At 50.9% G+C, this 12562-nt stretch carries 11 protein-coding genes; 6 read left to right on the top strand and 5 right to left on the bottom strand.

Features of this window, described 5'->3' with window-relative positions:
• Nucleotides 1-222 precede the first annotated feature (222 nt).
• From trmB to modC, 5 genes are all read left to right on the top strand, one after another.
• Nucleotides 223-894 carry a tRNA (guanine(46)-N(7))-methyltransferase TrmB gene (gene trmB, locus CFK45_RS17350; RefSeq protein WP_096087717.1) on the top strand — a complete coding sequence of 224 codons (672 nt, stop codon included), beginning with the start codon at nucleotides 223-225 and terminating at the stop codon, nucleotides 892-894.
• A gap of 10 nt (nucleotides 895-904) precedes the next feature.
• A complete protein-coding gene (locus tag CFK45_RS17345) occupies nucleotides 905-2488 on the top strand; it encodes a protein adenylyltransferase SelO (RefSeq protein ID WP_096087716.1) in 1584 nt (527 codons plus the stop codon).
• A 106-nt stretch (nucleotides 2489-2594) separates the two neighbouring features.
• Entirely contained in the window at nucleotides 2595-3503 is a 909-nt protein-coding gene (gene modA, locus CFK45_RS17340; protein WP_158224749.1) for a molybdate ABC transporter substrate-binding protein, read from the top strand.
• Nucleotides 3503-4186, top strand: a complete 684-nt coding sequence (gene modB, locus CFK45_RS17335; protein ID WP_096087714.1) for a molybdate ABC transporter permease subunit — start codon at nucleotides 3503-3505, stop codon at nucleotides 4184-4186. Before modA ends, modB begins: the two co-directional genes overlap by 1 nt.
• Before the next feature lie 62 nt (nucleotides 4187-4248).
• Nucleotides 4249-5343, top strand: a complete 1095-nt coding sequence (modC, locus tag CFK45_RS17330) for a molybdenum ABC transporter ATP-binding protein (protein WP_096087713.1) — start codon at nucleotides 4249-4251, stop codon at nucleotides 5341-5343.
• 127 nt (nucleotides 5344-5470) lie between these two features.
• Here modC and CFK45_RS17325 read toward each other — a convergent pair whose 3' ends face one another.
• The 5 genes from CFK45_RS17325 to CFK45_RS17305 form a co-directional block, all read right to left on the bottom strand.
• The gene (locus CFK45_RS17325) at nucleotides 5471-6640 is read right to left on the bottom strand and encodes a hypothetical protein (protein ID WP_096087712.1); all 1170 of its coding nucleotides are present in this window, start codon (nucleotides 6638-6640) and stop codon (nucleotides 5471-5473) included.
• A gap of 23 nt (nucleotides 6641-6663) precedes the next feature.
• A complete protein-coding gene (locus tag CFK45_RS17320) occupies nucleotides 6664-7260 on the bottom strand; it encodes a TetR/AcrR family transcriptional regulator (protein ID WP_096087711.1) in 597 nt (198 codons plus the stop codon).
• Nucleotides 7261-7285: 25 nt separating this feature from the next.
• The gene (locus tag CFK45_RS17315) at nucleotides 7286-8095 is read right to left on the bottom strand and encodes an outer membrane lipoprotein-sorting protein (protein ID WP_096087710.1); all 810 of its coding nucleotides are present in this window, start codon (nucleotides 8093-8095) and stop codon (nucleotides 7286-7288) included.
• Nucleotides 8096-8112: 17 nt separating this feature from the next.
• Complete coding sequence (locus CFK45_RS17310) at nucleotides 8113-10479, bottom strand: efflux RND transporter permease subunit (RefSeq protein ID WP_096087709.1); 2367 nt, start codon at nucleotides 10477-10479, stop codon at nucleotides 8113-8115.
• Nucleotides 10480-10746: 267 nt separating this feature from the next.
• Nucleotides 10747-11280, bottom strand: coding sequence for a zinc ribbon-containing protein (locus tag CFK45_RS17305; protein ID WP_096087708.1), 534 nt, complete (start codon nucleotides 11278-11280; stop codon nucleotides 10747-10749).
• Between the two features lie 211 nt (nucleotides 11281-11491).
• Between CFK45_RS17305 and CFK45_RS17300 the strand changes: the two genes are divergently transcribed.
• Nucleotides 11492-12361: a hypothetical protein gene (locus CFK45_RS17300; protein WP_096087707.1), complete on the top strand. Its 870-nt coding sequence runs from the start codon at nucleotides 11492-11494 to the stop codon at nucleotides 12359-12361.
• Nucleotides 12362-12562: the final 201 nt, after the last annotated feature.

Below are 12562 nucleotides of genomic sequence, written 5' to 3'. Positions count from 1 at the left end.
TCGCAAAAATTCTCTTTCAGAAAACTGCATTCACCATTCGCGTATGCTCGCTGAGTCGCGCTTGACTGAACTGTTCTTGACTCGGTTGTCCTTGACCGTAAAAGGCTTGGCAAGGTGCCGCTAAGGAACCTAAAGCGCAAAGCAAGGCGCAAAATAAAGCCCAGCCCGGTCTCTTATCCAGCCATGCTATAGTAAGCGCCCCGTCGAAGACCAGTATTTACCATGCAGTTTGCCTCAAAAGAAATCAGCAGCGCACAACAGGCGCCACACAAGCGCCTGATCGACGATCTCGAGCGCCACCTTGCAGCGCCCTATCAAAAACCACTACAAACCCACAACCTCGAGGCCTTTGAACAACTGCTAAAACACATCAACAGCAACAAATACGAGCAGCTAATTCTGGACTCCTGCTGCGGCACGGGCCTAAGTTCGAGGGCGCTGGCCAACAATAACCCCGGTGCTCTGGTTATCGGCATTGATCGCAGTTTAAAACGCCTAAATACCGAATCGCTCAACGCCGGCGAGCTGCCGGAAAATTGCCTGTTATTGCGAGCCAACTGCGAAGATATCTGGCGCCTTTGCGAGCGCGAAGGGCTTGTGTTTAAACAACACTTTTTGCTCTATCCCAACCCCTATCCAAAAACTGAGCATTTAAAAAGGCGCTGGCACGGCCACCCGGTCTTTCCGCTGCTGCCCAAACTCGCACAAAAAACCGAGTTGCGCAGCAACTGGCGTATCTACCTTGAAGAATTTGAACTGTGCTGGCGCCACCTGGGCGCCGGCGAGACCCAGCTCAATGAGCTGGCCGTTCAAGAGCCGCTGACCTTATTTGAGCGCAAGTACCTAAACAGCGGCCAGGCGCTTTACCAACTTATTTGCCAAAACCAGCTGTGAGCCACGACAAATGAAACAATTTATCCATAGTTATCGCGAGCTTGATCAAGCCGTTTTTGAAAACTGCGCCATCGCCGATTGGCCCGAAGCTAAGCTGCTGCTGTGGAATAACAAACTGGCACAAGAAATCGACCTGCCCGAGGCGCTGCGCCAACAGCCGAAGCTCCAATGTGATTTATTAAGTGGTCAAACCAGCCTTGCCAATAGCTCGAGTTATGCATTGGTTTACGCCGGCCACCAATTTGGCCAGTTTGCCGGGCGCCTCGGCGACGGTCGCGCGCATATGCTCGGAGAGTGGCCCACATCAACTGGCTCACTTGTCGACCTGCAATTAAAAGGCAGCGGCCCTACGCCCTTCTCTCGCGGTGGCGATGGTTTTTGTGCGCTCGGCCCGGCTCTGCGTGAGTATCTGATGTCCGAAGCACTGCATGCGCTCGGTGTGCCAAGTGCGCGCAGTCTTGGCGTTGTTAGCACAGGTGCAACTGTCGAGCGCGATGGCCCCACAGGCGGCGCCATTGTCTGTCGCGTCGCCCAGAGCCACTTGCGTGTCGGCACGTTTCAGTGGTTCGCCGCAACCGAGCAGCACCCGGTGCTTGCCAAACTGACTCACTACGCGCTCAAACGCCATTACCCTGAACAAGCCGCCGGCGTCAAACAGCAGGCAGGCAATAGCGACAGCGCGGCCGCACTTGCCCTGCTCGATGCGGTGATCGACAAACAGATCCAACTGCTTTGCCATTGGATGCGTATCGGTTTTATCCACGGAGTCATGAATACCGACAACTGCAGCATCGCCGGTGAAACCATCGATTTTGGCCCCTGCGCAATGCTAGGCAGCTTTAACCCGAGCGCCGTATACAGCTCCATTGACCGACAGGGCCGCTACGCTTTTGCTCAACAGCCGGCAATGATGAATTGGAATATGGCGCGCTTGGCTGAAAGCCTGCTGCCGCTGATAGACACGAACGTCGAGGCCGCTCTGGACTTGGCGAGGCCCCTGATTGAAGGCATTCCGGCGCGTTTTGACAGCGCGTATTACACGATGCTCGCCAATAAATTTGGCTTTAGTGATATCAGCGCTGGCCAACAAAATAACCCCGCTGAGCTTCGAAGCCTGATCGATACCATGCTCGCAGCGATGGCCAAACACGAGCTCGATTACACACTGAGCTTTCGCCAGCTCACTAAATTGTTAGCCGGCGAACTCGACCCCAAGGCACAAGATCAGCTTGAGCATTATTTTTCCGACTCCCTGCACGATTGGTTAGGCCTTCACGGTAGCAACTTACAAGAATGTGGCGAGCGGCAACTGGCTCGACAACAGGGCTCTGAGCCCGGCAAAGAAGAACACAAGCACGACAGCGCTGTGGCGTTGATGCGGGCCAACAATCCCGAACTGATTCCGCGCAATTATTTTGTTGAGCAGGCAATCGAACAAACGCTGAATCAAACGACAAAAACGCAAGGCTTAAACTTGATACAAGACTATCTAAGCGCCTGGCAACGGCCGTATGATAAACAGGCTGATCAGTGTGAGCTGCTGCAAAGCAAGGCCGATTTTGATCAACACTACCGAACTTTTTGTGGCACCTAGGCCAAGCGCCTGGTAGCTGAGCCCAGCGTTTGAAGCCAGTACTTGAAGTCAACACTGAAGCGGGCTTATTTTAGGATTAAACACCTTGACGAGAATGCCGACATCTATGGTTTTTATTCGGGCCCACGCTATTAGCTGGCTGACCGGCCTTGCCAGATCTGTATCGACGTATGTATCAAGCTATATATCACAGCGTGCATCTACGATAGTCAGTCTCTTTGTATTTAGTATTTTAAGCACAACAAGCTTGGCCAAAGATAACGATCAACAAAACAATACAAATAACAACGGGCCCTTAACAAACGGTTCTGATTTTAATATTGCCGTGGCTTCAAATTTTAAGGCCTGTTACGAAAAGCTTGCCGAGGCTTATTCTCAACAACACAACTTAGCGCCACAACAAATTAAAGCCAGTTATGCCTCTAGTGGCCAGCTTGCTGCAATGATTAGCCGCGGAGCACCGTTTGCCATTTTTTTATCTGCCGATCAAAAGCGCGCGCAGCAATTAATTCAGCGCGATCTCGCCGATGCACAAAATGGTTTTATTTACGCCGTAGGCCAGCTTGTACTCTGGGCCCCTAAGCTCGAACAAAAACCGGGGCCTGCGTGGTTAAAAGAACACGGCACACATGCTATTAAGCGCCTGAGCCTGGCCAACCCCAAACACGCACCCTACGGCCTTGCCGCAGAGCAAAGCTTAAAACAGCTCGGACTTTACGGCGAGCTACAAGACAAACTTGTCTTTGGCCAAAACGTCGCTCAAAGTTTGCAGTTTGTCGCGTCCGGCGCAGCCGACATGGGTTTTATTGCCTATGCTCAGTGGTTGGAACTCGACAGCGAGCAGCGCGGCCAATACTGGCTCGTCCCCGCCGACTTACACAGCGCGATACAACAACAGGCGATCGAAATTAAGGCCTGGGCCAACAACACATCGAATGATTTTTTTCGTTTCTTAAAACAAAAACAGGCTCAGCAAATCGTTCGCAACTGTGGTTATTTATCGGATATTTATTAATGCACGCCGTTGACCTTCAGCCACTTTATCTTTCCATTAAGCTCGCAGCGCTCACCAGCATGCTGTTACTTGTTATATGTATTCCTCTGGCGTGGTGGCTGGTACAGCAAAAACCCACTCGCCAGGCGTTGATTAACGCTTTGTGCGCACTGCCTCTGGTGCTGCCGCCGACGGTCATCGGTTTTTATCTACTGCTGTTAATGAGCCCCGGTGGCTGGCTCGGGCAGTTAAATGCAGCGCTCGGTCTCGAACCGCTCAGCTTTAGTTTTCGCGGTCTGGTACTTGCTTCCATGGTGTATTCACTGCCATTTGCGCTGCAACCTTTGCAAAGTGCCTTTAGCCAAGTCAACAAAGCCTATCTCGAGGCTGCCGCGTGCATGGGCGCCAACGCAGTGCAGCGTTTTATTTATATCGTATTACCCCTGGCCCGCAACGGCATTTACAGTGCGCTGATACTCAGTTTTGCCCACACCATGGGTGAGTTTGGTGTGGTATTGATGATAGGTGGCAATATAGATAGTGAGACGCGGGTGTTAAGCATCGCTATTTACGATCATGTCGAAGCGCTTGAATACACCCAGGCGGCGCTGCTATCGACACTGATGCTGGTCTTTTCTCTGCTAATTTTGAGTTTGTTGTACCTGTCCAATGGCCGCAAAGCTCACAAAATGGGCAGCCTTTAAAAACTGTTAGCGAAGCTGCCTTAAAGCGCTCAGCCGAAACAAGAGAGATTAATTAGCCGCATATGGATAAAAGCACGCATACGCTTGTTGTTAAAAGCCAGCTTCAACGCGGCGATTTTAAGCTCGATATCAACACCGAGTTTCGCCCAGCAGTACACGCCATATTTGGCCCAAGTGGCTGCGGTAAAACTTCACTGCTGCGTATCATTGCCGGTTTGGAACAAAGCGCACAAAGCGATATCGCGCTTGGCCCAACTATTTGGCAAAAAGGCAAGTCTCAGCTGCCAACGCACAAGCGCAAGCTCGCCTATGTCAGTCAACACAACACCTTACTGCCGCATATGAACGTTCGCGCCAACCTGCATTTTGCCCATCGCTATCAGCAGCAAGCGCGTTTAAGTGTCGAGCAGGTAAGCGAGCTGTGCGGCATACAAAATCTGCTTGAGCACCGTCCGGCAGAGCTAAGCGGCGGCCAGATTCAGCGCTGCATGCTCGCCCGTGCCCTGCTCTGTGAGCCTGAGCTTTTGCTCTTAGACGAGCCGTTTTCAGCGCTCGATAAAAGCAGCAAAAGCCAACTGATCGGCTGCCTCGAGGCGATTTTAGACACCTTGTCTATCCCCGTGCTGTACGTCAGCCACAGTGCAGATGAAGTCCTGCGCCTGGCTGACGAACTGTTAGTGATGAACAGCGGCCAAATTATCGCACAGGGCCCCTGCAATGAAGTCTTGTGTGATACCTCGCTGTATTTTAATCACGACGATGACGCCAGTGCCCTGCTGCAAGGCACACTACACACACACAGCCCCGAGTACCATTTAAGCTGCATCGACGTCGACGGCGCTCGGCTGAGCCTAAACCAGATAGATAAAGCCCCGGGCAGCAAATTGCGCTTGCGGGTGATGGCGCGCGACGTCAGCATTGAACTGCTCGATAATGAACCGCAAGCACACGAAAACGACAGCAGCATCAGCAATCATATTTACGCTGAAATTATCGATATATGCCCAAGCAAACCCGAGTCGATTGTTTTATTAAAACTGGCCTGGGGTGAGCAGCAACTACTTGCAAGAATTACGGCGTGGTCAGCGGAAAAGCTCAAACTTCACATTGGCCAACAAATAAAAGCTCAGATCAAAAGCGCTGCGCTTTTGCGCTAGGGCCTACTAACACTGAAAACCAAAAAAACGCCCACTTAAAAGCGGGCGCCTATGCATTAGTAGGCGTTATACAACGCGAGTAGCTACAAATAAAACGATAGTAGCTGTAAATAAACAGTTCGGCTGGCTAATAGAAAAACTCAACCGTCAACGAAATATAGTCATCGTCATTAAATTGATAGACCGGGTCATCAGGGCGCTCGCCGTTAAAAATACGCGCATCGAGTGTGGTGCGCCAGTTGTTCCCAAAGCGGCGGCTGCCTTCAGCAAACAGCGCATAACTTTTTGGCTCGTTGATGCCGCGCGAATAGCCAAGCAATAAATCTGAGCTGGCTGCGTCGTTAAAGGTGAAACGCGTACCAAAAAATACGTCTTTTTCCGACGGTGTCGGCGCTTGATTATTGCGGCTATCGCGGCTGGCTTCACTGAGCAGGCCCAAATCCATGGCCGAGCCGGCAAAACCAACCCAGGTATATTCAAAGCCCGCAGTAAAAGCACCGTAGTCGCGCACGCTATCATCGCGTGCTATAGCTTCTAACTTCCACAGCCAGTCGCCGGTAGTCGCCTGAACGTCAATGCCAAGTTGCTGCATCTGATCGTAATAGGGCCTGAGTTCAAGCGGCGTGTTTGCTTCACTGTAGGCAACTAAATGAGGGTCGCGATTGGTGCCTTTAAACCAGCTTAAACCAATATCAAAGACACTGATGCTCTGACTGTAGCGCAGCGCAAAATCAAGGTGCTGCTGCTCCTGATCACTTTCATAGCTCGCTTCATCGGCGTTAATCGGCAACAAACCATTTAGGCGGCCATCGGGGCCGGGAAACGTTCGCTCGCGAAACCACGGTAAAACAAATGCATCGATGACACCCCAGTCGCGAATAGCCGTGTACTGCAGCATCGGCTGACCGAGCTTTTGCTCTCCGTCCGGGCTTTCAACTAAGTCCGTCTGATTGACAACATCAACCAGGTGATTGCTTTCGGTCACCCCCCAAAAAACCTTGGACACACCAAGGCGCATCTCCCAGGTGCTGCCAACATGAAGCCAGGCCGCTTCGCGCACATCAAAATGTGTGCGCTCGTCGTCAAGCTCATCCCAGCGGCCAAACAACTCGACGGTAAAATTATTATCGCCACTGGCATCTTCCCAGTAAAACTCAGGTTCAGCCAATACCGAGTTTTGATACTCACTGTCGTCAGTAAAGAAACGCGTCTCAAGACCGACCCGGCCTGAGTACTGCATTGCGTGAGCCAATGAGCCTGCACTTAGCAGGCCCAGTAGAAGGCTAAGTTTTTTCACGTTTAATTCCGTATTTATCCAGATTAAGGCCTAAGGCTGCCAATATAGCTGCACAGCTCACTGATTAACGCCGTCAACATGCCGCGATTACCTGTGCACTTGGTCGCGCCGATAAGCCCCTGATACGACGCAATAATAAAACATGCGGCGTTTTCACAGACGACATCTTCGCGGACCAGGGCCTCGGTTTTGCCTTTTTCAAGTGCGCAGACAATCGCCCGGCACTTTTCACTGTAAATATTGCTAAGGCGCTCTTGAAAACCTTCATCGAGCCCGGACATCTCCTGTGACAAATTATTAACCGGGCAACCGAGTACTAACTCTTCATCGGATAGGCAACTGCTAAAGTCTTGTAAAATACAGCACAAACCTTCAATCGGGTCGGCAAACGACTGCAGACGCTTACCGATTTCCTTGGTGCGCGCAAACAAAAGTTCGTCGACTACGGCGTAACCGAGGCTCTGTTTGTTAGGGAAATGATGGTACAACGCTCCTTTTGCCAAGCCTGTTTTTTTTAAAACAGCATCTATCCTCATTCCTTGATAACCGTTTTGATATATTTCTTCAAACGCCGCTTGCAAGATACGTTCGCGCGTTTGTTCGGCATTGCGTTCTACCATCGACCAACTCCAGTTCTAACTGCGATTATTTAGCGCGTTTTAAGCTGTTTTTATTAAAATCTTTATCACTTAAACCCGTCTGAAAATCGTAGCCAGACCATATAAGCTCGGTTTTTTTGCCGCTTTGATGGTTGACCATCAAAGCGTTGTGCGCGCGCCAATACTTGTCGAGATATTGCTTGTACGCCTTGTTCTCAAGGGTTTTTAACAAATCCCCTTTGCGGTCGTAAAAGTCAATTTTTAAGGTGCGGTACTCGGCCTGATCAATCACCACTTCAAGTTTGGTATAACCCGACTTTGGATAGCGGGGAAAGGTACGGATAACAAAAACATCCTGGCCGTCGTAGGTGTCTTCACGCAAAAATTCGTAGTCGTACTTTTCAACTTCAAACGACGTCAAATCTTCAAAGGCGTACTCACTACCCATAAATGGGCCACTTTTGTTGGCCGATGATATGCGTTTAACACGCTTGAGCGCCGGCAGGTATAACCACTGCTCATCCGGTACCGTAGCGTGGGTAAACGACAAAAATGCAGTGCCTTTTACATCGCGCGGTTCGTCAAAGATACTCAGGCTTTTGTCGCCGTCACCATCGACTTCAAGCGACTGCAGGCGAATCTGGCGCTCGCTGGTATCGCCGTGTTTATTGGTCAAAATCATCTGCATGCTGACCTTGCTATCGCCCCAGCCATCATCGCGGCGCACGACTTCTTTGGCGATCTCAAGGCCGCGCGCAGCGGCCTCAGGTGATACGTCGGCCGGTGCAGCGGCCCACGCTTGATTTAAGGCAAGGCCCGCAAACAGCGCGGCATTTACAAACATCTTCAATTTCATTGTATTTCCTTGTTAACTTAGGATGCAGTTGCCTGACCCGGCAAAGGGTCAACGGCATCGGCTTGTTTTTTGTCGGACGAAAACAGCATCAACAGCGGTGGCAGTAACAAAAAGTCGACAATCAGCGCGGCGGTGATGGTAATGGCCGTAAGCAGCCCCATATCCGAATTAATTTTAAAGGTCGACAAAGTCAGCATCATAAAGCCTGCAACCAGTACCACGGTGGTGACCAACAGCGCCTTACCCACATGGCTAAAGGCATATTGTATCGCTTGTTGCGAATCCAGGCCCTTTTCTCTTCTCGCCCTTAAATATTTGCTCAAAAAGTGCACACTATCGTCCACCACAATACCTAAGGTCATGCCGGCAACAATGCTGACACTCATGCCCACTTGGCCATCGATCAAGCCCCAGACACCAAAGGCAAGGCCAGCTGGAATCAAGTTGGGAATAAGGCTAATAAAACCCAGCTTCAGCGAGCGCAGCGCAAATACCATGATCATCGAAATCGCAAACAGGGCAATAATGGTACCAGTAACAAGTGAATGTGCATTGCGATAGCCGATATGGGCAAACATTAAGTTGGTGCTGGCTGCCTGAAACTCAATTTCAGGGGCATTTTTGTGTAACCACGCTGCCCAGGCCTTCTCGAGCGCAAGTACTTCGTTTGTGCTCAGGTTGTCCATATTCACGGTGACGCGCGTTGCACTTTTGCTAACATCGATCTGGTTGTTTAGATCCAAACCGTAAGGCAAAGACATTTCGTAAAGCAACAGATATTGCGCGGCGAGCTCTCTATCATTGGGAAGCCGGTACCAGCTGTCATCGTCGCCATGCATGTTTTTGTTTAAGCGCTTCATCGTGTCCGTCAGAGTAAAAACATGACTGACCTCGTCATAGCCCTCTAAGTGATCGACAAACTGATCAACTTTGGCCAGGAACGCCGGCTCGCTAATTGCGCCTTCAAGGCCGCGATCGGAATTGGCCTGCAGCGAATATTCAATGGTATAGGGGCCAATTAAACGATCGGAGGCGTAATCGGTTGCCGTGCGAAAATCCATGCTCTTGTCAAAGTACTTAACAAACTCATCGTTGATCTCGTTGCGAGGAATGGCTGCCAGGAACAACACCGTGACCACAACACCGCCGGCAAGCAGGCTTTTACGGTGGTTGATAACAAAAGCTGCAAGTTTGTCTGGCCACTCGGCCTTTTTCTGATCGTCGGCAATGGCTTTAACTTTAACGGGCAGAATCATTACCAGCGCAGGCAGAAAGCTGACACTCAAAACAAATGCGACCATCACACCAATCGCAACAATGTTGCCGAGTTCACCAATTGGCGGCACTTCACTGAAGTTCATGCTCAAAAAGCCAATCGCCGTGGTTACTGAGGTAATAAAGATCGGCATCATATTGATGCGCATCGCTTCGACCATTGCTTCGTGTTTACTTTTGCCGTGGCGCATACCCCAGAAAAAACTGATCAACAGGTGCACACAGTCGGCAACACACATGGTCAAGATAATCGTTGGCGCACTGACGGTCATGCCCGTTAACAAACCACCGCTCCAACCAAAAGCGCCCATCGCACTTAAGATCGACATAAAAATAACCAGCACAGAGGCAACGGTGGCACTGAGGCTGGTGAAGCTGCGACTAATGTTCCAGAGCATAAAAGCGAGGGTGACAATCACAATTAAAAACATCAGCGGGATCAACGTCGCCATGTCGCGCTGGGCACTCTCACCAAAGGCGTTGTTCATCATCACGATGCCGCTTAATTTGACATCGATATCGGGATACAACTGATTAAACTCAGCCTTTAAGGCACGCACAAACTGCGCAACTTCCGGTACCTCTGTCAGCGCCTTGCCGGGCAACTGGATATTGACGTTGATGCCGGTCACTTCGCTGTCGGCGCTTAACAAGCGGCCTTTAATTTGCGGCTCGTTCTGGGCAATGCCTTCGGCATAAGCCAGGTCGGCGGCGCTAAAACTCATCGGGTCTTCGATCAAATCTGCAACTTCAAGATCGTCTTCAAAGGCGCGCGTATGCTGGAAGTTTGTAATCGAATCAACACGATTACTATAGGGGGTTTGCCAAGCTTCTTCTGTCAGCCAGGCGATGGCCTCGAGCGTGCGAGGCTCAAACACCGTGCCCTCTTTCGGGGTGAGCAAAAACATAACGTTATCGCTCTTATCGTAGGTGTTTTGCAGTTTTTCAAACGCTTGTAGCTGAGGATTTTCCTCGGCAAAAAAAGCGCGGTAGTCGTTAGTAAACGCAAGATTGCCTGCGCCTTTGGCCGCCATAAATACGGCAACAAAAGTCAGCGCAACAACAAACCAGCGATAACGGAGGATGAGCTCAGCGTAACGCGTCACCATCAGAGTTTCTCCTTAATCTCAGTAAGCTGAAGTGGTTGGGTGAAAAACGAGCCAGACGGCGCCTGTGCCTGACATCGATGTCAAAACACATACCGACCAGTTGGTCTGGATGCAGATTGAACTACAGACCAACTAGTCTGTCAAATAAAAGTTTGATGACAGAAAAGTCGCGCAACTGCGATAACAAGCTATAAACACCGGGGGAAATGGCAGGGGCAAAGCCGCGGCGACAGGCACCGCGGGCGAAAAAGATGACTAAGCGCCGACTCAGTGCGCGCGTTCAAAATCCGTTTTATGGCAGCTCGGGCACGGCGGAATATTGGCCGTTTTTTTGAACTGCATCTCTTTGCCACAGCTTAAGCAGCGCAAGGTGCCTGCCGACGTCACCTGCCCGGTGTGGTAGACACTGCTGGTATCGGCCCAGTCGGCCAGGCGGGCAAAGGCTTCACTGGCGTTGTGCGCAAGGTGGTGGGTTAAACTGAAAAAGCCCTCTTCAGCTTTGTTGATCGCAGGTTCAACAACCTGATCCCGGGTCTGCGCACCGAGGCCTTTCATTTTTGCCGCGGCCTGTTCAAGGTCGCGCCGCACAAACAACTTTAACTTCTGCCCTTCCTGGCGGCTAAGCTCGCCGGCTTTTTCCAGGCCTACTCGCGCTTTTTCCAGCGCAGTTTCGAGTGCAGCGAGGCTTTTTTCACTCGACTCTGCGTAAAACTCTTTGGTTTTATCCGACAGTTTTTCATACAGTTCGGCAAGCTTTCCATCGCCGTGCGCATCGCCTGTTTTACTCTCGCCACCACTCATAGACATTCTCCTTGGATTTGTCGCCGTCAATTCTTGTTGCAAAAAATTGCCAGCTAAAACTTGGCCGTTTAGCCGTTGATAGTTAGAAGATAGCTCATTAGCAGCTTAACAAATATGACAGCGAGGAACTTCAACGGCGCGCCTTAGTCTGAACACTCATTATTAAACAGCCTCATACATCGGCGATTAGTCACACTGCAGGGATAAGCACGTGCATGCGATAGATAACAGCGACAATGCCGAGCAGCTGCGCCGGCGCAAACGGCTGTTTATAGCTCTGCTGGTATCGGCGCTATTTCACATTGGCGCGTTTTGCGCAATTGAGCCAACACTTGCTACAAAACACCTGGATAACTCCGCGTATGATGCGCAGCTTGCCTTAAACAAGCCAAACACCATGCCAAACACAAAGCACCGCCTTGTTTTAACGCTGGCCGAAACCCGTGCCCAGCGCAGCGTTACTGCAAATAAGCCTACGGCTATTTCCACCACTAGCACCGCGGTTAGCTCCCCCGAAACCCCGGCGCCGTTTAAAAAGCCAACATCGACAACAAAAGCCGAGAAAACAAAAGCAGAGCAAACAACAAGCCGGATAGATAGGCGGATATCGACAACAGGGGCTCAGCTAAACTCAGGTAAAAAACCTGCATCAGATAAAAACCTGCAAGACCCAGAAGAAGCCCTGCAACAAGAACACTCTCAGAAACTTACGCACTCACTGCGACAAAAACGCCCGCAGCAACACAATCGATTTTTGCAGCTAAACAACAGCAAACAAAATAGCGAAACCGCAACACAGCGCTCCGTTTTTGACCCCCGCCTTCGAGAAAAATTAACCGCCGCCGGGCAAGCCCGATACGAGCGACTTCAACACAGCTCCCCGCACACTGCCAGCGCCAGTACAGAGGATAGCAACTACCAAGTGCTCGGCGACGGCGCACTCGTTGTGCAGCACGCGGGGAAATGCATCACTAAAAGCCAGAACATCAATGGCGAGTCGTGGTGGAGCCTGCCCTACCAGTGTGGGCCCGGGGCCAGCGATCGTTTCGCTGCCGAACTAAAGGCGCGGCTAAATCAGTAGTTGCTAGGGCCTGTTAACACTAATTAAATACGCTCTGCTGGAGCCTGAGTATTCGACCTGAAAGGCACTTTGAGCGCAGTTTAGCGAGCTAAATAAGCGATAAGTAACGCATCGGGGCGGATATTCAGGCCCAGCCCTTCGGGTTGTGCCCCTCATCCCGCTCTCTGTGTTGTTTGTCGCTTATTTGGAGCAAACCAAACT

This window comes from Agaribacterium haliotis, from assembly GCF_002312815.1.
Classification (GTDB): Bacteria; Pseudomonadota; Gammaproteobacteria; order Pseudomonadales; family Cellvibrionaceae; genus Agaribacterium; species Agaribacterium haliotis.
Note: the sequence above shows the minus strand (reverse complement) of the source record. Positions and strands in the feature narration are given on the sequence as shown.